The sequence below is a fragment of the Streptococcus pseudopneumoniae ATCC BAA-960 = CCUG 49455 genome, from assembly GCF_002087075.1.
Taxonomy (GTDB): Bacteria; Bacillota; Bacilli; order Lactobacillales; family Streptococcaceae; genus Streptococcus; species Streptococcus pseudopneumoniae.
In genome coordinates this window covers 1-19773 of record NZ_MWSM01000025.1, presented here as the reverse complement: position 1 = coordinate 19773, position 19773 = coordinate 1, and the positions used below count along the sequence as shown (strand labels likewise).

19 protein-coding genes and 2 pseudogenes are annotated in these 19773 nt (G+C 38.7%); 10 read left to right on the top strand and 11 right to left on the bottom strand.

Annotation, left to right across the window (positions count from 1 at the left end):
* Nucleotides 1–138: 138 nt before the first annotated feature.
* Nucleotides 139–1989 (bottom strand): polysaccharide biosynthesis protein, encoded by a 1851-nt coding sequence (locus B4W83_RS06555; protein WP_001035691.1) that lies wholly within the window; start codon nt 1987–1989, stop codon nt 139–141.
* Nucleotides 1990–2056: 67 nt separating this feature from the next.
* Nucleotides 2057–3187 carry a glycosyltransferase family 2 protein gene (locus tag B4W83_RS06550; RefSeq protein WP_000096212.1) on the bottom strand — a complete coding sequence of 377 codons (1131 nt, stop codon included), beginning with the start codon at nt 3185–3187 and terminating at the stop codon, nt 2057–2059.
* A 57-nt stretch (nt 3188–3244) separates the two neighbouring features.
* Here B4W83_RS06550 and B4W83_RS06545 point away from each other — a divergent pair, with 57 nt between their 5' ends.
* The 5 genes from B4W83_RS06545 to B4W83_RS06525 all read left to right on the top strand — a co-directional run bounded on the left by B4W83_RS06545 (nt 3245) and on the right by B4W83_RS06525 (nt 7486).
* Nucleotides 3245–4411, top strand: a complete 1167-nt coding sequence (locus B4W83_RS06545; RefSeq protein WP_000744904.1) for a CynX/NimT family MFS transporter — start codon at nt 3245–3247, stop codon at nt 4409–4411.
* A 138-nt stretch (nt 4412–4549) separates the two neighbouring features.
* On the top strand, nt 4550–4876 hold the full coding sequence (locus B4W83_RS06540) for a PadR family transcriptional regulator (RefSeq protein WP_000273863.1): 327 nt from the start codon (nt 4550–4552) through the stop codon (nt 4874–4876).
* Nucleotides 4863–5456, top strand: a complete 594-nt coding sequence (locus B4W83_RS06535) for a DUF1700 domain-containing protein (RefSeq protein WP_000198700.1) — start codon at nt 4863–4865, stop codon at nt 5454–5456. Before B4W83_RS06540 ends, B4W83_RS06535 begins: the two co-directional genes overlap by 14 nt.
* A complete protein-coding gene (locus B4W83_RS06530) occupies nt 5449–6360 on the top strand; it encodes a DUF4097 domain-containing protein (protein ID WP_001229063.1) in 912 nt (303 codons plus the stop codon). Before B4W83_RS06535 ends, B4W83_RS06530 begins: the two co-directional genes overlap by 8 nt.
* A gap of 61 nt (nt 6361–6421) precedes the next feature.
* Nucleotides 6422–7486 (top strand): DUF6574 domain-containing protein, encoded by a 1065-nt coding sequence (locus tag B4W83_RS06525; RefSeq protein WP_000808431.1) that lies wholly within the window; start codon nt 6422–6424, stop codon nt 7484–7486.
* A gap of 224 nt (nt 7487–7710) precedes the next feature.
* On the opposite strand, the gene B4W83_RS06515 is transcribed toward B4W83_RS06525, so the two are convergent.
* The 3 genes and pseudogenes from B4W83_RS06515 to B4W83_RS13140 all read right to left on the bottom strand — a co-directional run.
* Nucleotides 7711–8571, bottom strand: a complete 861-nt coding sequence (locus B4W83_RS06515) for a DUF4299 family protein (protein WP_000415901.1) — start codon at nt 8569–8571, stop codon at nt 7711–7713.
* A 247-nt stretch (nt 8572–8818) separates the two neighbouring features.
* The gene (gene trhO, locus B4W83_RS06505) at nt 8819–9805 is read right to left on the bottom strand and encodes an oxygen-dependent tRNA uridine(34) hydroxylase TrhO (protein WP_001030029.1); all 987 of its coding nucleotides are present in this window, start codon (nt 9803–9805) and stop codon (nt 8819–8821) included.
* 429 nt (nt 9806–10234) lie between these two features.
* A pseudogene (locus B4W83_RS13140) lies at nt 10235–10351 on the bottom strand (DUF3502 domain-containing protein); the annotation flags it as partial.
* 280 nt (nt 10352–10631) lie between these two features.
* Between B4W83_RS13140 and B4W83_RS06485 the strand changes: the two are divergent.
* From B4W83_RS06485 to B4W83_RS06465, 5 genes are all read left to right on the top strand, one after another.
* Nucleotides 10632–11024, top strand: a complete 393-nt coding sequence (locus B4W83_RS06485) for a hypothetical protein (RefSeq protein ID WP_000183090.1) — start codon at nt 10632–10634, stop codon at nt 11022–11024.
* A gap of 148 nt (nt 11025–11172) precedes the next feature.
* Nucleotides 11173–12249, top strand: a complete 1077-nt coding sequence (locus B4W83_RS06480; protein ID WP_000760376.1) for a hypothetical protein — start codon at nt 11173–11175, stop codon at nt 12247–12249.
* Complete coding sequence (locus tag B4W83_RS06475; protein ID WP_000771482.1) at nt 12250–13071, top strand: hypothetical protein; 822 nt, start codon at nt 12250–12252, stop codon at nt 13069–13071. It begins immediately after the preceding gene.
* A gap of 4 nt (nt 13072–13075) precedes the next feature.
* Entirely contained in the window at nt 13076–13903 is an 828-nt protein-coding gene (locus B4W83_RS06470; protein WP_000402862.1) for a hypothetical protein, read from the top strand.
* A gap of 2 nt (nt 13904–13905) precedes the next feature.
* On the top strand, nt 13906–14520 hold the full coding sequence (locus B4W83_RS06465; RefSeq protein WP_000130638.1) for an ATP-binding cassette domain-containing protein: 615 nt from the start codon (nt 13906–13908) through the stop codon (nt 14518–14520).
* A gap of 192 nt (nt 14521–14712) precedes the next feature.
* Here the strand turns inward: B4W83_RS06465 and B4W83_RS06460 are convergent, their stop codons facing one another.
* From B4W83_RS06460 to B4W83_RS13390, 6 genes and pseudogenes are all read right to left on the bottom strand, one after another.
* Complete coding sequence (locus B4W83_RS06460) at nt 14713–16188, bottom strand: ABC transporter substrate-binding protein (protein WP_083022243.1); 1476 nt, start codon at nt 16186–16188, stop codon at nt 14713–14715.
* A gap of 103 nt (nt 16189–16291) precedes the next feature.
* Nucleotides 16292–17215, bottom strand: a complete 924-nt coding sequence (locus B4W83_RS06455) for a carbohydrate ABC transporter permease (protein WP_000818347.1) — start codon at nt 17213–17215, stop codon at nt 16292–16294.
* 13 nt (nt 17216–17228) lie between these two features.
* Nucleotides 17229–18158 (bottom strand): ABC transporter permease, encoded by a 930-nt coding sequence (locus B4W83_RS06450; protein ID WP_007284784.1) that lies wholly within the window; start codon nt 18156–18158, stop codon nt 17229–17231.
* 295 nt (nt 18159–18453) lie between these two features.
* Nucleotides 18454–18939: pseudogene (locus B4W83_RS13395) on the bottom strand (IS66 family transposase); the annotation flags it as partial.
* A gap of 3 nt (nt 18940–18942) precedes the next feature.
* Complete coding sequence (locus B4W83_RS13805) at nt 18943–19098, bottom strand: hypothetical protein (protein ID WP_345694212.1); 156 nt, start codon at nt 19096–19098, stop codon at nt 18943–18945.
* A gap of 289 nt (nt 19099–19387) precedes the next feature.
* On the bottom strand, nt 19388–19773 hold a 386-nt coding region (locus B4W83_RS13390), incomplete at its 5' end, for an LPXTG cell wall anchor domain-containing protein (RefSeq protein WP_083022239.1).

Here is a 19773-nt window from a genome sequence, read left to right as displayed (position 1 = left end):
ACTGACGAAGTCAGTAACATATATCTACGGCAAGGCGACGTTGACGTGGTTTGAAGAGATTTTCGAAGAGTATAAGCCTCTACATAACAAAACGCATATTACCAAGGCTCAAGACCTGATAATATGCGTTTTTCTTTTTTATTCAACGTGGGTTGTTTGATTGGCAAAGGCGATAATAGCCTGCTTCAACTCATCTCCACTAAGAGTGCGGAACTCTTCAATCTTTTGATCGATGGCTTCTAGAGGCATGACATTAACCTTACCAACGAAAATCTTATCCATAACTTGGTTATCAACAAGTTCTGTTGATACCAAGAGTTCTTCGTAGAGTTTTTCACCTGGACGGATTCCAACTTCAACGATTGGAATTTCGCTTTCGGTGTGTCCACTTAGAAGGACCATTTTCTTGGCCAAGTCATAAATCTTGACTGGTTTGCCCATATCAAGGATAAAGACTTCCCCATCCTTGGCATAAGCACCAGCATGGATAACCAGACGGCTAGCTTCTGGAATAGTCATAAAGTAACGGGTCATACGGAAGTCTGTCACCGTTACAGGCCCACCTTCAGCAATCTGACGTTCAAAGACTGGAATGACACTACCTCGGCTACCAAGAACATTCCCAAAACGAACCGCACAGTAAGTCGATTGGCTACGTTGGTTAAAGCCAGTGACAATCAACTCCGCCACGCGCTTAGTTGCTCCCATAACATTGGGTGGATTGACCGCCTTATCTGTCGAAATCATAACCATCTTAGGTACTTTGGCTTCATCAACAGCCTTAGCAACATTGTAAGTTCCGCGGATATTGTTTTTGAAGGCTTCTTTTGGATTGCGCTCCATCATAGGAACATGCTTGTGGGCTGCCGCATGATAAACAATAGCAGGTTTGTACTGCTCAAAGACTTGCAAGAGACGGTCGTAGTCTTGAATGTCCGCAATCACAGGTACATAATCAATCCCTTGGAACTTACGAATCAATTCATGATAAACAAGGTAGATTGAGTTTTCCCCATGACCGAGCAAGACAATGCGTTCAGGATTGAAGCGACTAACTTGACGACAGATTTCAGAACCGATTGAACCTCCAGCTCCTGTGACTAAGATGGTCTTACCTGTCAGTTCTGCACCCAGACGCGATTCGTCAAGACGAATTTCCTGACGGCCCAAAAGGTCTATGATATCAATTTTTTGGAATCCAGTACCTGCTGGGTGAAGTCCTTGAACAACAGTTTCAACATTAGGCATCTTGTAACATTTGACATCCAGCTTATTACACATCTGCAAGATACACTCATATTCTGACGGGTCAAGCGACGGAATTGCAACGATAACTCGCTCGATTTGATGGCGTTTGGCTAATTCAGGCAGATTGTCATAAGAGCCTAAAACAGGGATACCACCAAGTTTTTGACCCTTTTTCTTAGCATCCTTATCCAAAATACCAACAAGTTCCAAATCACTGGTTGGGTGTTGGTAACTGTTCATAAAGAGGGCTCCGCCATCACCAGCACCAATCAAGAAGGTTCGACGGTGTTCTCCATCGCCACTTCCTTTTTTGCGTCTAGAGTAGATTAACTGCCAAGTAATCCGTGGCAATAAAATCAAGAAGGTACTCAACAAGATAAAGAGAATGATGAAACGGATGGAGAAGAGTGGCAAGAAGGCATAGCAGATTCCATAAGACAAAACACTGCTGGCAGTCACACCAAAAAAGATTTTCATGAAATCCGTAATCTTGCTGTAACGACTAATACTAGCATTCAACCCCCAAAAACCAATCATCAATTGATAGAACAGAAAGGCCAAACTCGTATAGATAATGTAGTCAACAGGTGCTGGATTAATCAGCCCATAAAATAAAATATAAGATACAATGATCGAAACCACCATACTGAAAATATCAAATATTCCCCAGAAAACCTGCTTTTGTTGTTTATTTAAAATTTCCACCAGATCAATCACATAATCTGTTAGTTTTTTATTCATGTCAATCTACTCCTCCTTAAAAGAGTTTTACTATATTGTTATTGTAGCACATTTTAATTTATTTGGCTTATTTTTCCAAATAAATTACTGTTCCCTTGTACTCTTTCTTCCATTTAAATCCTCTAATTAAACCTACAATCGTTCCAAGGCCATAAGCAAAGTGAATGGAAAATAAAAGAAAGGGCATCACAATTAGAAATCCATTTTTATGTTTTAATAAAGTCAGCAAAGTGAGTAGTGATAAAAGTAAAAAATAGGCGCCTAATAGTAAAGTTATGAATACGAATGTGATCGGTAACAATGCTAGACTAAACACAAGACTCAAAACAAATAAACAAGGAACATAGTGAAATAATGATAAACACTTAAACTGAACATGACTTGTCAAGCCAATCCACAAACCATTTGAATACTTTTGATGCAGCATTTTCTTGAATGTTGGTCGAATATACTGATAAGATAGAATACTTGGGCTATAGCGGATTTTATAACCATGTTCTCGAATTCTATAATGAATATCATTATCTTCAGTTCGGCCAAGTTGCTCATTTACTAAACCAACCTTCTGGAAAACCTCTCGTTTATACATCCCATGAAAAATAGAAGAAACATATCTATCCTCGGCACTATTTCGATAATTGGCAATGCTACTGCCAAACATATTTTCCTCAACAAGATGCAAGGTCTCTGCCCATTTTCCTTTTCCTTCGACAATCGTCGGTCTAGGCCCCCCACAGACAAATTCACCTTGTTGAATAATAGCCACATTGTTCATTACAAAAGTCTCAGTAACTTTTGAATGAGCATCAATTTTTAAAATAAGGTCCCCTACAGAATGTTTAACTCCCAGGTTAAAACCACTAGCTTGATTTTTCTTAGGATTGTTATACAATCTAATTGAGTTAAACTCTGTATCTTCCTTTATCAATTGCTGAATGATAGCTGTGGTCCCATCTGTGGACATAGCATTTATAAATAGAATTTCAATATTCTCTTTAGGATAGGTTTGATTTTTTAAGTCTTCAATTAGACCAGGCAGATATTTTTCTTCATTGTATGCACTGATTACAATGGATACGAGAAGACTTTTAACATTTTGAGTCACTACTACTCTCCTGAATTTTTCCTTCCACCATTCTATCATAATTTTCAAGACTTTCCCATTTTTATCTTGAAAGCCAGAAACCTTACTTGACATTATAGTGAAAAAGCCTTAAAATAAGCTGTTATTAAAATCAGCTATAAGAGGTATTATATGAAAAAGCAATCACTCTTTTTTGTTCCAGGTATTATCCTGATTGGTGTTTCCTTGCGAACTCCTTTTACTGTTTTACCCATTATTTTGGGAAATATTTCGCAAGGTCTAGAGGTAGAAGTTAGTTCGCTTGGTGTCTTGACCAGCCTGCCTCTCCTTATGTTTACCCTCTTTTCACCATTTTCTACCCGACTGGCTCAGAAAATCGGCTTGGAGCATCTCTTCACCTACAGCCTCTTCTTCTTGACCATCGGCTCACTTATTCGACTAATCAATCTGCCCCTGCTCTATCTAGGAACCTTGATGGTTGGGGCAAGTGTCGCAGTCATCAATGTCCTGCTTCCTAGTCTTATCCAAGCCAATCAACCAAAGAAAATTGGTTTTCTGACCACCTTATATGTAACCTCTATGGGGATTGCAACGGCTCTGGCTTCCTATCTAGCTGTGCCCATTACACAAGCCAGTTCTTGGAAAGGACTTATCCTCCTCCTCACGTTACTCTGTCTAGCAACTTTTTTGGTCTGGCTCCCAAATCACCGCTATAATCATAGACTAGCTCCACAAACCAAACAAAAAAGTCAAATAAAGGTCATGCGTAATAAACAGGTTTGGGCAATTATTATCTTTTCAGGTTTTCAATCCTTGATCTTTTACACCGTCATGACCTGGTTACCTACCATGTCTATCCATGCAGGTCTATCCAGTCACGAAGCTGGCTTGCTGACTTCTATCTTCTCTCTGATTAGCATTCCTTTTTCAATGACCATCCCAAGCCTGACAACCAGTTTATCTACTCGCAACCGTCAGCTCATGCTCACTCTGGTTTCACTAGCTGGTGTGGTCGGCATTTCCATGCTCTTTTTCCCAATCAATAATTTCATTTACTGGCTTGCCATCCATCTCCTCATCGGAACCGCAACCAGTGCCCTCTTCCCTTATCTCATGGTCAACTTTTCACTCAAGACAAGCGCCCCTGAAAAGACAGCCCAATTGTCCGGCCTATCTCAAACAGGAGGCTATATCCTAGCAGCCTTTGGGCCAACCCTCTTTGGTTACAGTTTTGACCTGTTCCACTCTTGGGTACCATCTGTAGCTGCCCTCTTGCTCATCGATATCCTGATGACTGTGGCCCTCTTTACAGTGGACAGAGCGGATAAGATCCTTTAAACTTCTAGTTTTAGCTAGAAGTTTTTTATATATAAAAATTTTACACATTTCTCTTGACAGGGCTTTCTTTTAGATGTACAATGTATGTGTAGAAAAATTATATATAAAAATCTTACACATTAGAAAAGGAGGTTTCCCATGTACTTTCCAACATCCTCTGCCTTGATTGAATTTCTCATCTTGGCCGTACTGGAGCAGGGTGATTCTTATGGTTATGAGATTAGCCAAACCATTAAGCTGATCGCTAATATCAAAGAATCCACACTCTATCCCATTCTCAAAAAATTGGAAGGCAATAGCTTTCTGACAACCTATTCTAGAGAGTTCCAAGGTCGCATGCGCAAATACTACTCCTTGACAAACGGTGGTATAGAGCAGCTCTTGACCCTAAAAGATGAATGGGCACTCTATACAGACACCATCAATGGCATCATAGAAGGGAGTATCCGCCATGACAAGAACTGAATACCTGACTCAGCTAGAACTCTATCTCAAAAAACTGCCTCAGGCTGACCAAATTGAAGCCATGGACTATTTCAGGGAACTCTTTGACGATGCTGGAGTCGAAGGAGAAGAAGAACTCATCGCTAGCTTGGGAACTCCCAAAGAAGCAGCCCACGAAGTTCTCTCTAATCTTCTCGATAAAAAAATCAATGAGGCACCTGCTCAAAAAAATAACCGACAAATTTTACATATCGCCTTGTTAGCCCTCCTTGCAGCACCCATCGGTATTCCTCTGGGAATCGCCATCCTCGTGTCCCTGTTCGCAATCCTTGTAGCCGCTTTGACTGTTATTCTGGCTTTCTTTGCAGTTTCCATACTGGGTATCATCGGCGGATTCCTATTTTTAGTTGAAAGTTTCACTGTCTTAGCCCAAGCCAAATCAGCCTTTATCTTGATTTTCGGTTCTGGTTTACTGGCTATCGGTGCTTCTTCACTAGTCTTACTAGGTATTTCCTATGTAGCCCGCTTCTTCGGTCTACTCATTGTTCGCCTGGTGCAATTTGTTCTTAAAAAAGGAAAGAGAGGTGACCAGCATGCGTAAATTGACAAAAGGATTTCTCATTTTTGGTGTGGTGACTACCGTTATCGGCTTTATCCTGCTCTTTGTAGGCATCCAATCTGACGGAATCAAGAGCCTACTTTCCATGTCCAAAGAACCTGTCTATGATAGCCGTACGGAAGAGCTAACCTTTGGCAAGGAAGTCGAAAATCTAGAGATTACTCTCCATCAACACGCACTGACCATCACAGACTCTTTCGATGATCAAATCCACATTTCTTACCATCCATCACTTTCTGCTCACCATGATCTTATCACCAATCAGAACGATAGAACTCTGAGTCTCACTGATAAGAAACTGTCTGAAAGTCCATTTATCTCTTCTGGAATTGATGGGATTCTCCATATTGTAAGTAGTTCATCTAATCGTTTTAATGATGTCATCATCAGACTGCCAAAAGGGAGAACTCTAAAAGGGATCAACATCTCAAGCAATCGTGGACAAACCACCATCATAAATGCTAGCCTTGAAAATGCGACCCTCAATACAAACAGCTATATCCTCCGAATTGAAGGAAGTCGTATCAAAAACAGTAAACTCACAACGCCCAATATCGTTAATATCTTTGATACAGATATTACAGATAGTCAGCTAGAGTCAACAGAGAATCACTTCCACGCTGAAAATATCCAAGTTCATGGTAAGGTTGAACTGACTGCCAAAGATTATCTCAGAATCATCCTAGACCAGAAAGAAAACCAACGAATTAACTGGGACATCTCAAGTAACTACGGTTCTATCTTCCAATTCACAAGGGAAGAGCCTGAATCAAGAGGCACGGAATTAAGCAACCCTTACAAAACTGAAAAAACCGATGTCAAGGATCAACTCATTGCGAGATCTGATGATGATATTGAACTAATATCCACACCAATCAGACGTTGACAAAAACGCTTACATCTGCTACTATGGAAACATATTTATCTAACTAAAAGGAGGTTCTACCATGAAACAAGAATGGTTTGAAAGTAATGATTTTGTAAAAACAACAAGCAAGAACAAGCCTGAAGAGCAAGCTCAAGAGCTTGCAGACAAGGCTGAAGAAAGGATAGCCGATCTCGATACACCAATTGAAAAAAATACTCAGTTAGAGGAGGAAGTCTCTCAAACTGCAGTCGAATTGGAAAGCCAGCAAGAAGAGACAATTGAAACTCCTGAAGACGGTGAAGCGAGAACAGAAATAAAAGAAAAGAAGGCATCTAATTCTAGTGAAGAAGAGCCAGACCTTTCTAAAGAAACAGAAAAAGTCACTATAGCTGAAGAGAGCCAAGAAGCTCTTCCTCAGCAAAAAGCAACCACGAAAGAGCCTCTTCTTCTCAGTAAATCTTTAGAAAGTCCTTATATCCCCGACCAAGCTCCAAAATCTAGGGATAAATGGAAAGAGCAAGTGCTTGATTTTTGGTCTTGGCTAGTGGAAGCAATCAAATCTCCTACAAGCAAGCTTGAAACAAGTAGCACACACAGCTACACAGCCTTTCTCTTGCTCATTCTATTTTCTTCATCTTCCTTTTTCTTTAGTATCTACCACATCAAACATGCTTACTATGGACATATAGCAACCATAAACAGCCACTTCCCTGAGCAACTAGCACCTTTAACTCTCTTTTCTATCATCTCTATCCTAGTAGCAACAACACTCTTCTTCTTTTCATTCCTCTTGGGTAGTTTCGTTGTGAGACGATTTATCTACCAAGACAAGAACTGGACGCTGGAAAAGATTCTCCAACAATATAGTCAACTCTTGGCAATTCCAATCTTCCTAACTGCCATTGCTAGTTTCTTTGCCTTCTTTGATAGCCTACGATTTTCAGCCCTTTTGTGTGTGATTAGCATTGGAATCATTCTGCTTGCTAGCCTCCATATCATTACGAGACCTAGTCAAGCAAGTGAAAGCGACTCCTTCTATCAATTATTCTTGTCTGTCCTTGTGAACGGAGTCATTATCCTCCTCTTCTTTGTAGCTGAAGTGGCACTGATTGGAGATTATCTTCGTATCTTAGCCTTTCTTTAAACTTCATACTCTTCGAAAATCTCTTCAAACCACGTCAGCTTCGCCTTACCGTAGATATATGTTCCTGACTTTGTCAGTCTTATCTACAACCTCAAAACAGTGTTTTGAGCAGCCTGCGGCTAGCTTCCTAGTTTGCTCTTTGATTTTCATTGAGTAGCAACCCTGTCTTCCATGGCAGGATTTTTTCTATGTCAAAAAAGCAAGTCGATTGACCTGCTTCTGCTTCACTTTTCTTGTGCTAATGTTTTAAAATCTTTGTCTAAGATGGGTTGCACTTCTAATTGATTGGCGTCTAGTTGGTGGTAAAATGCTGATGGTAGTGACTCTAGGAATTTGGCATAGTCCAAGCGAGCAATGGCTTCATAGTTTTCTGGTTTAGAGCCATCTCCTGTGATTTGAACCAAGTCAATCTCCCACTGCACTTCCTTATCCACCAATTGCTCAATATAAGCTGCAGGCACAAATGGTTCTTCCGGTAAAACAGTCTTGACTCCTTGAGCCAGATGGTAAACACCGTGCACTTGGCCTTCTCCATCCTGATAGAAGGAAACTCTTGCAAAGTAAGCATCGGTCTCTTGAACCGCACGCACACGCGCTTCAAACTGAGCCAAACCATCTTCCTCTAAAAAGCTTTTCAAGTCCTCATGACTAAAGAAAATAGGATTAAAAATTCCTTGGCAAATCGTAAAACGAACTGCATTATCTGTCAGATGGGCTTGAATACTTGCTTGGAAATAAGCTTCAAAATCAAAACCATCTAGCCCTTCAATATCAGTCCCTGTATAAGCAAGCAAAGCATCTAAAAATGACTTGATGATCTCCCAGTCTGTCTTCGTGAGTAGGTCAGGAAGATCGACACGGTAAGCCTTTTGACCATCAGCATAACTGACTTTAAAAAGAAATTGTGATTGCCCCACTATCGCACACTCGATATACTCGAGACGGTTAAGAGGCTGACGGAGATAGACAGCATCATAGCTATGTGACTCCAAACCATCTACCAAGGCCAAGATGGACTTGGCAGTCAAAATTTCCTGTTCTCCTAAAATGCTCTGTTTATTTGGAATAAAAATTGTTTTCTCCATAACTGGACTCCTTTGAAATCGTTTACATACAGTATACCTTATTTTTCTGAAAGATACAAAAACAAACTTTATACTCTTCGAAAATCTCTTCAAACCGCGTCAGCTTCGCCTTGCCGTAGATATATGTAACTGANNCAGTGCTTTGAGCAGCCTGCGGCTAGCTTCCTAGTTTGCTCTTTGATTTTCATTGAGTATTAGATTTTTGAGTAAAAAGCATAGAAAAACAGCCCCTGAGGACTGTTTGATCTTATACAGTAGCTGCCTGATCCAAGCTTTCACCGATAGCGGCTAGGCGCTCGATCACTTCAGCTTGTGTCAATTCATTTTTTGAAACATAGCGGTTACGTGGGTGAACACGGCACTCGTGTGAGCATCCACGAAGGTACTTGTCTTCATTTTCTTCTGATGTCAAGATACGACGGTTACAGAAGGGATTTCCACAGTTGACATAACGTTCACATGGTGTTCCATCAAACCAGTCTTTCCCTACGATGGTTGGGTTGACATGGTTGACATCAACGGCGATACGCTCGTCAAAGACGTACATTTTCCCATCCCAAAGCTCACCTTGAACTTCTGGGTCTTTACCGTAAGTTGCAATTCCTCCGTGCAATTGGCCGACATCTTTGTAGCCTTCACGGACCATCCAGCCTGAGAATTTCTCACAGCGAACGCCACCTGTACAGTAAACCACGACGCGCTTGTCCATGAATTTTTCCTTGTTATCACGGACCCATTGTGGCAACTCACGGAAGTTGCGGATGTCTGGACGGATAGCCCCACGGAAGTGTCCTAGGTCGTACTCATAATCGTTACGTGTGTCAAGGACAACTGTATCTTTATCAAGAAGGGCTTCTTTGAACTCTTTTGGAGACAAGTAAGCACCTGTTGTTTCAAGTGGGTTGATGTCATTGTCAAAGTCGTTGTCTTCCAAACCAAGGTGGACAATCTCTTTCTTGTAGCGAACAAACATCTTCTTGAAGGCTTGTTCACTTTCTTCGTCAATCTTGAACCAGAGGTCCTCCATGCCTGGGAGGCTGTGAACGTAGTCCATGTATTTTTGAGTTGTTTCATAGTCACCTGAAACTGTTCCGTTAATTCCCTCGTCAGCGACTAGGATACGGCCTTTAAGGCCGATTGATTTACAGAAAGCCAAGTGGTCTGCAGCAAATTGCTCTGCATTTTCAATTGGAGTGTAAAGGTAGTAAAGTAAGACACGAATATCTTTTGCCATAAGATTTGTTCTCTTTTCTATTCTTAAATTTTCTAAATTTTTTATTTATCCATACCAGTATACCTGCTTGAGAAAACGAATGCAATTTATTTGACTGGAAATTGTAGAGGGTTATCGAAATTTCCTGAATGGTTATACTCTTCGAAAATCTCTTCAAACTACGTCAGCTTCACCTTGCCGTAGGTATATGATACTGACTCTGTCAGTTCTATCCACAACCTCAAAACTGTGTTTTGAGCAGCCTGCGGCTAGCTTCCTAGTTTACTCTTTGATTTTCATTGAGTATTAAAATAAGGATAAGAAAAAACAGGAATATCTATATCCTTGTGCCCAAAAAACCACTGCCTCCCCCAGATAAACCTGAGGAAAGCAGTGATTCTTATTTTAGGAGTTAGGTTAGGAATGAATACACGAAATCAATTTAGCTGATTATTTTTTGTTTTTCAAGAATTCATCGTATTGTTTTTGCATTTCGTTCAATACTGTTTCGTAGGCACCTTCAGATTTCAATTTTTCCATCAATTCTGGAATCGCTTTATCTGGGTCAAATATAATAAAATGAAATAAGAATCGAGCAATTTAATTTTGGAATCCAAATCAATTTATAACAATATTTTAGAAGAGATGCTGTACTATTCTAAATTCAATATAATAATTTAACCATATGTTATGAGATATGTAAATCTAATAACTTATTTTATAAAGACATTATCACATTCGAATTACACACAATCACAAATACTTTATTTTGCGGTTGACATTATAAAAAAAAAGTAGTACAATATAAATGAAATCGGTTTCACTAAAATACAAAGGAGGTATTGTGATGACAAATTTGAAAAAATGCATCGCATTAGGACTGGGAGTCGCTTGCTTACTCCCCTTAGCTAGTCAGACTGTTTCTGCTAAGATGGTGTATTTCAATCTTCATGTTACACGCGAAGACTATTCCGTTAGTAGCCGAAAAACTGAAAAAACAGACGGCTCCCCTGCTGTTGCTAATATCACAGGTGGTCTTGGTTGGGGAAAAAAGGTCAGAATTCGCGCTTGGACTGCTGCTGAGGATGAACCTGCAACTGAGATGAAAATAGCTGATTCAAATGGTCGCTATAATCTTCACTATAATGACGGTTATGGGACAATTGGACGTTATTATTATCTCAACGCCTCTAAATATGGTTGGCTCGACTCGAATATTACAGGACGTTTTGACCCTTAATTCGTCTCAAAACAAAAAGTAGCAAACATTGGGTTATTCGCTAGTTAATCATTTGAGCGTTCGCTAGCCTAAAGCCCCCTTCTAAGAGTGGAGGCCGCATCTTAAAAGTGTCATGCCTCTGCTCCTTTTTTAAAAGGAGTTTTTTACTATGAAAAAATACCTATTATTTCTACTTATTCTTCCCTTTATCTTTTTAACAGCTTGTCAATATAACAAAAAACAAATAACGGAGATAAATAAGGAAAACCTCCCCATAAAAGAAGGTTATAAAGAGATAACAGAGCAAATCTATCTATCAGACCAGATAGATACCTCCTATAAAGAAGAATTGCCTTTTTGGGACTCAAAAAAAGGAGACAAAAACACATTAGTAACAGCTATTCAAAATTTTATGGGAAATGATAGTGAAATTAGTGAGATTATTGCCGATAAGAATCCTTTAACCAGACTCCAAAAAGGAAAGACCAGAGCAGATATTACCGTCAATAAAACTGGATCATGGATTCATTTAACATCTGATCAAATATCAGATCTATCAAGTGTTTTCCACAACCTACGATTAGACGCTATTGAAAATAATCTAAATCTAACCGACTTTAAAGAAGAACTTCCATTTTCAAAAGAAGATGGTGTTAACAAAGTTAAGCAATTTCTAAATACCCTCCAATTAGGATTTGACGATTATGATTATCTCATCTACGCTATCTCAAAAGAAACACTCCTTGAGTATCTCCCAACCTACGAAAGAAATGCCAAAGAATTAAAAGGAACAAAGATAGACAAAAACAATCTGACTGATATGTGCTATGTTACTGTTTTTCCAAAACTTTCTAGTAAAAGAGTTATTGATGGCGAAACTCAGCTAGGTTCATCCGGAGAGATTAGTTTTATTCATGGTCCTGACCTAAACTTTATCATCACCCAAGCAGGGATTCAAGGAATTGATTTATCTGGTGTTATCTTACCGACTCAAAAAATAGATAAAATGGCGACTCTTTCTGTCCAAAAAGGATTAGATGTTTTAAAAGAAAAATACGAAAATTTGATTTTGGACAGTCCAATTTATATTGAGTCATTTACAATTGAGTATATACCTATTCCCACTCAAGAAAAAGAACTCTATGGAGGAAATCTCTATCGTCCCTTCCTAATCTTTACAATCAAAGAAAAAGATCGTATAGATAAAGCAGTTATCGATCCCACAAACTGGAAAGAGGTAAGTTAGATGAAACTACTTCTCCCCTTTAAATATACGCTAAAAGATTGGAGGATTTGGATTGGACTACTCTTTTCCTTAGTAGTTGCATTGATGATGTCCTATACAGATCTAACAATAAAATTAGACGGAAGAAATTCACTTGCAGTCCCTGATTATTTCATGCTCTCCTTCTCTAGAAATCTAGCAATGTCATTATATATCTTAACAGCAGCTTCCACTGTAGTAACAGACTTTTCACAAGACTACCATCAAAATAGACTTCCTTTTTTACTTAGTCGTATGTCTCTGCGACAATACGCTTCTTCCTTCGTCAAACGGTTAATTTTCCGTTCTTATTTTGTAGGACTGACCTTAGGATTCTGTTTTTTAATTCTCCTCTCCTTTTATTTTCCCCTCACTAATTCTCACTACTCATCTACTTTTAGCAATCAGTGGTTGTTAAATCAAGGATTTATATTCCTTTTCTACTTCCTTCTCATTAGTCTAATTGGACTCTATTTTGCATTCTTTACTCTATTAGGTGGAGTTCTTTCCGTTTTTTACCCTAATGTGTTAATGGTCTATCTTCTTCCAAGTACAGCCTGGTTTGTCCTCACAACATTTGGTTTAGAGAGAGTTCTCCCTTTTTTTACTCTACCACATATCGTCTTAACGACAGATGATTATTTACGAGAAGGGCTAGCATATTTTCAAGTAGGTGACGAAAACTTTCGAAATATTTTTTCGTTGCTTTATCCTTATATTTTCTTAACTCTATGGGCACTTTTGTCAATAGAGATCATTCGACTAGCTCTTAAAAAACATTGGCATTTTTATGATAAGGAGTAATCTTATGGAGATTATACGTGTAGTAACTATTCTCTTAAAACAACAATTCACCTTTAAACGATTGTTGCCTATCTTAATTTTCTTTCACCTCTATACTTTGATTTTAATGCTACCTTTTTCTAATTTAGCTAATCACTTCAAAGAAACTTATCCTGTCAGCATTGTAACTGTTCTCTTCACGAGTCAATGGTTCACTGCAATTTCTATTTTATCTGTCATACTACTATTTAGCAATCTTCCTTTAAAAGATACTTTCCAGTTTTGGTTAATCTTAAAAATCGGACAGAAAAAGTGGATGCTCTCCCAGTTTATTTATCTGCTTATCGCGAGCTTAATCGCTTCGATTTACCAAATCATCAGCATTTTAATCACTTTTCTCCCTACACTACACCTTTCAAATCATTGGGGACGTCTCCTACCCTCCCTAGCTCAAGGACGTATTTCATTTCCGGAAGGTGTTGATAGCATGACGCATCTACGCTCCATTATACTGCAATATTATTCTCCCTATGGCGCTTTTTTTCAAATATTCTTATTGTTATTCCTTATGTTCATATTGATTGGGGGAGTGATTTTCGTTTTCAATAGTTATTATTCTAATTTAGGAAATACCTTAGCCTGTGGATTAGTTATTGTAGAATTATTTATTACAGAAGCTTCACGTTTCTGGATTAAATTTTTATCTCCTTTAACTTGGCTAGACTTCCATTATATTAAATACGAAGCCCATTCTGGCTTACTATCCCTACCAGAAATAATTACTCGTATCCTACTTTTATACCTTTTGCTCACCATAATCCTAGTTGTTATGAAAAAAATAAGGAGACAATAGATATGACAGACTTACATTTAAAATCTATTCGTAAAAACTATAAACACAATGTAATTTTTGAAGACCTTTCCTTTGAATTTTCCAGTGGAAATATATACGGAATTGTTGGATATAACGGTTCAGGAAAAACAGTTTTACTCAAGTGTTTAGCGGGATTAGAAGGTATAACTGAAGGAAAAATCGAATTAGATGGAAACATACTTGGAATAGATTTTCCCTTCTTACCAAGTGTAGGTGTTATTATTGAGACTCCAGGATTTCTGGAAGGTTATTCTGGTTTTGATAACTTACATCAACTAGCTCTAATCAAAAATAAAATAGGAGAGAAAGAAATCATTCAGAGTATGATAGATGTAGGACTCAATCCTAGTTCTTCTAAAAAAGTAAAACACTACTCTTTAGGAATGAAACAAAAATTAGCTCTAGCACAGGCTTTTATGGAAAATCCAGATATATTACTCTTAGATGAACCAATGAACGGACTTGATAAGCAATCTGTTCAAAAAATTCGAGAAAAATTACTCCACCTAAAAGAAAAGGGGAAACTTATTATTCTAGCTTCTCATATAGAGCAAGATATCGAATGTCTCTGTGATGAAGTTCTATACTTGGGATAAGAATGATTTATTATAGAGACAACACTCCTCATAAAATAGCAATTTTATACAAAAAGACCAACTATACCTGAATTATATTAGTTGGTTTATTTTTCATTCAAAAAAACCACTGCCTCCCCCAGATAAACCTGAGGAAAGCAGTGATTCTTATTTTAGGAGTTAGGAATGAATACACGAAATCAATTTAGCTGATTATTTTTTGTTTTTCAAGAATTCATCGTATTGTTTTTGCATTTCGTTCAATACTTTTTCGTAGGCACCTTCAGATTTCAATTTTTCCATCAATTCTGGAATCGCTTTATCTGGGTCTACAGTACCAGTGTTGATAGCTGTATCAAATTGTTGCATTGTGTTAGCGATAGCTGAGATTTCAGATTTCACATTGTCAGTATTGAAGATAAATCCAAGCGCTGGAGATTCTTTAGCTTCTGCCAATTCTTTCTTAGAATTTTCGATTTGTTGGTCTGTAACGTTTTCGTTGATATAAAGGATCCAGTTGTTACCAGTGTTCCATCCACCCATGTGAGTGTTTCCATTATAAGCATCAAGAACGCGAACACGGTTTTCTTTACCTTCAATTTTTTCCCAGTTCTTGCCTTCTGGACCGTAAACAAGACCGTTCAAAAGTTCTGGGTTCGTATTCAAGAGGTTCAAGATTTCCATTGATTTTTCTTTGTTCTTAGAGTTGTTTGAGATGACAAAGTTAGCAACTTGGGTTGTTTGGTTTTTCTTGATGAAGTTAGTGATTGGTTTGATTTGGATATCTTTGTTGGCAACACGTGAAAGCAAGCTGTTACCGTAGTCAGCTGGTCCTACTGTTTCTTCACGAACGAACCAAGTATCTTGTTGAATGTCAAATGAAGTATCGCTTGTTGCGACATCTTTTGGAATGTAGCCAGCTTCATAGAATTTGTGAAGAGTCTTCAAGTGTTCTTTGAAACGAGGCACTTCGTAACGGTTTACAACTTTAGTAGTATCGCCTTCAAGGTCAATAACGAATGGAAGCCCGTTTGCTACTGGGTAGTCAAAGTTATCAGATGGGATGAAAATTTTACCAATAGCAAATGGCACTACATCTGGAGCTTTTTCTTTAATTTGTTTCAAGACTGGCTCAAGAGTTTCGTAAGAAGTAACACCTGAAATATCGATACCATATTTGGCAAGGAGAGTTCCGTTGAAGGCAAAGTTTTGAGATGATGCAACGTTGGCTGCAACTGGAACAGCGTAAATTTTACCGTTTACAGTATTACCCTTGATGTAGGCTGGGTCAAGTGCTTTGTAAAGGTCTTTACCTTCTTTTTTGTACAATTCTGTCAAGTCAGCGTAAGCACCTTTTTGAGCATTTACAATGTAGTTATCTGCAAAGGCGATATCATAGTTTTCACCAGATGATGTGATAACTGACATTTTCTTACCATAGTCACCCCAGCCAAGGTATTGGATATCCAATTTGGCACCAACTTTTTCTTCGATGATTTTGTTGGCATTTGCTAACAATTCATCCAAGTTGTCTGGTTTGTCACCGATTTGGTACATTTTGATAACAGGTTTGTCACCTGAATCAGCAGCTTTTTTGCTGTTACCTGTCAAGTTTCCACAAGCAGCAAGACCTGCAGCCAAAGCGACTACACTAGCAGATGCAAAAGCATATTTTTTCCAGTTTTTCATGATAAAAACTCCTTTTTTTATTTTTAAACTTATAAACAATGTAATGATGTTAACTTCACGCAAGGGAAGTTTGGAAATGAGAAATGTTCTTTCTCAATAAACACTATTCTTTCACACCACCGATAGTCAAACCTTTTACAAAGTAGCGTTGGAAGAATGGATACAAAATCGCGATTGGAAGGGTTGCAACCACAACCATGGCCATACGACCTGTTTCTTTCGGTAGAGCAACTCCCAGTTGACCAGTCAAGCCGACCGCTTTGGCAATGTAGTCCATATTTTGTTGGATTTGCATAAGCAAATATTGCAATGGATACAAGTTGTCACTCTTGATGTAAAGAAGGGCGTTGAACCAGTCATTCCAGAAACCAAGTGCTGTCAAAAGCGTGATGGTTGCGATACCTGGTAGTGACAATGGCAAACAGATTTGGAAGAAAATCCGAGCCTCACTGGCACCATCGATACGAGCCGATTCGAGAATGGCTTCTGGAATGGTCTTCTTGAAGAAGGAACGCATCAAGATGATGTTAAATGGTGAGAGAAGCATTGGAACAATCAAGGCCCAAACAGTATCCCCAAGCTGAAGGACACGGGTCACCATGATATAACCTGGTACCAAACCAGCGTTGAACAACATACTGAGAAGGACGAAGATGGTAAAAAATCTGCGATACTTAAATATTGTCCGTGAGATAGCGTAGGCATAGGTTGTTGTGATAAAGACATTTGTAAATGTCCCAACTACGGTTACAAAGACAGAAATGAAGAGGGCTTGTAAGATTTTATCCTTAAACTGTGCCAAGAACTCAAAACCGTCTAATCCAAATTGGGATGGGAAGAAGCTGTAGCCGTATTGGAGGAGGCTTTTCTCGTCCGTCACTGAAATAATGATAACGAATACGAAGGGTAGGATACAAGAGAGGGCAATCAAACCCGAAATGATACTGAAGAAGATATCTGCTTTCTTACTGAAGGAGTGAATGCCGACATTATCAATTTTTTCTTTTTTAATTTTCTTTTCTGCCATATTCTCCTCCTTTCTAGAACAAAGCTGAGTTTGGATCAACTCGTCTTGCCAGTAAGTTTGATAGAACCACCAGAATCAAGCCGACTACTGATTGGTAGAGACCTGCTGCTGAAGCCATCCCGATATCTGCTGTCTGAGTCAAGCCATTATATACATATACGTCCAAGACGTTGGTTACGTTATAAAGTTGACCAGCATTGTGGGGAATTTGGTAGAAAAGACCGAAGTCTGCACGGAAGATATTTCCGACTGCAAGGATGGTCAATACGGTTACCAGCGGTGTCAACTGCGGAATGGTGACATTGCGAATGCGTTGCCATTTGCTGGCTCCGTCCACTGTCGCTGCTTCGTAGTAGGTTGGATCAATTCCCATGATTGTCGCATAGTACATGACACTGCTATATCCAAAACCTTTCCAAATACCTAGGAAAAGTAGGAGATAAGGCCAGATTCCCAAATCAGCGTAGAAATTGACTTCTTTGAGACCAAGACTTTCCAATAGATGATTGAACACCCCTTTATCAATGTTTAGGAAGGCATCTGTAAAGAAACTGATGATAACCCAAGACAAGAAGTAAGGGAACAACATAGAAGTTTGGAAAATCTTCACCATTCTCTTGGAACGGAGTTCACTGAGGATAATGGCAATCCCTACAGATACAACTAAACCTAGAAAGATAAAGCCAAGATTGTAGAGAACCGTATTTCGTGTGATAATAAAGGCGTCTCTTGAACTAAATAAGAATCTGAAATTATCGAGTCCGACCCATTTACTATTTATGATACTATCTATAAATCCATTACTGGTCATGTGGTAGTCTTTGAAGGCAACCACGTTCCCAAATACTGGAATGTAGAAGAATAGAATCAACCAGAGTGCCCCTGGCAAAACCATCAAGAGAAAGATCCAGTTGTCTCTCAAGGTTTTTGAAAACTTATTCATAATTTCCTCCCTTTTTATTTTGATATCCATCTAAAAATTCTTTTTTAGACTTTTGATAACGATTACATTATTAGTATACTCCTATTTGCAGATTAGGTTAAACTCCTAATTATAGAAAAAACTCCACAAATTATGTAGCAGATTTAAAACTTTATCACCACTATCAAACAAATGTCCGTAACCGTCCAATAACGAAGTATATTGAAAAATCTCCAGATTAGTGAACTCACGGATAGTTCCTAATCTGGAGATTTCTTATTTGCACTTTTCTTGTACAACTTTAGTTCATGGTAAACAAGCCTCTAAAACCTCTTTGTTTACGAGAGTCTGCTTGCTTGGGGGTGGATTCAAAAAACTTCCTTCTCACATGCGCCCAACATCCAACAAGTTCAGCTTCTTCCAGTTGACGATAAGCTTCTAGCGGTTCGCAGTTTACCAAGCTTAGCGTTGCCTTGCTCCTAAACCTTGGACTGCTATTGCATAGGCAGAACTAGAGGACTAAGGTCCTAAGTTACTGCCGCAACATATCACAATGCACATAGCCAGAATAATCTCCTAGGAATTCTTGTACTACTGAACCACTTCGACGCTGATCATGGTGGTAAAGCCTAATCCCTTGTTTCTCTGATTTTCCTGACAAAAAAGTCCAATAGTAGGTCAGATGGCTATCACTTTCTAAGACCCGATAAGAGGTTTCATCCGCATGAAGAAGAGCTTGTTCTAACAACTTTTCTCGTAAAAGCTTATAAAGGGACTCTAAATAATATTGACTCGCCTTGATATGTCAATTAGAGATTTCCTTACGTGTGATTGGTAAACCCATCTTAGCCCAATCTTCTTCTTGGCGATAATTACGAACTTTAAGCAGAATATCATTTCTCTTTTTAGAATCAAAACGACGAGATTGTGGAATCTCTACAGGAACAATAGGTTGTGGCATTTAAATATCCTCCAATAGTTTTACTTTACTAATAGTATACAGGAGGTCTTCCATGAATGATAGATACCTTGTTATGACGCGCTTACAGAAGGACGACAAAAAAGAAAGGACAAAATTTGTCCTTTCTGAATCTTAGCTAACTTCCATCTACTACAGTTGGCAAAGAGGCTTCTTCACTATCCGCTATAGGGTGAGTATATCCAGCTAATGTGTAGGTTACCCTAGTTCTTTTTAATTGATAAAGATTTTTGCATGTGAAGGCTATTGAGAATCAAATAGAATCATCTACTTAAGCTTCTTCATCATCTTTTTTCTTTTTAGAAAAGAGTAAACCGACTGCTCCAAAGATTGATAGAAGTCCTAGAGCAGCTGTAGTGCTATCTGATCGACTACCAGTATTAGGTAATGCTGCTGCCTTAGCCTTGTCCTTAGCCACTGGATTAACTGCTGCTACTGCGGCAATTCCGTCTGCTTGCGCTTTGTCCACGCCTGCTTGGTCGCTTGCTGCGTCAATGGCTTGGATAGCTTTGTCCGCTGCCGCTTTAGCTTGTTTCTTAGCCACTGCTTTTTCATCGTCGGATAAGTTAGAATTATTATCGATTTCTTTTTCTTTCGCTGTTTTTTCAGCATTGATTGCTGTAATTGCAACTTCTTTTTCGATAGCTAATTTTCCTT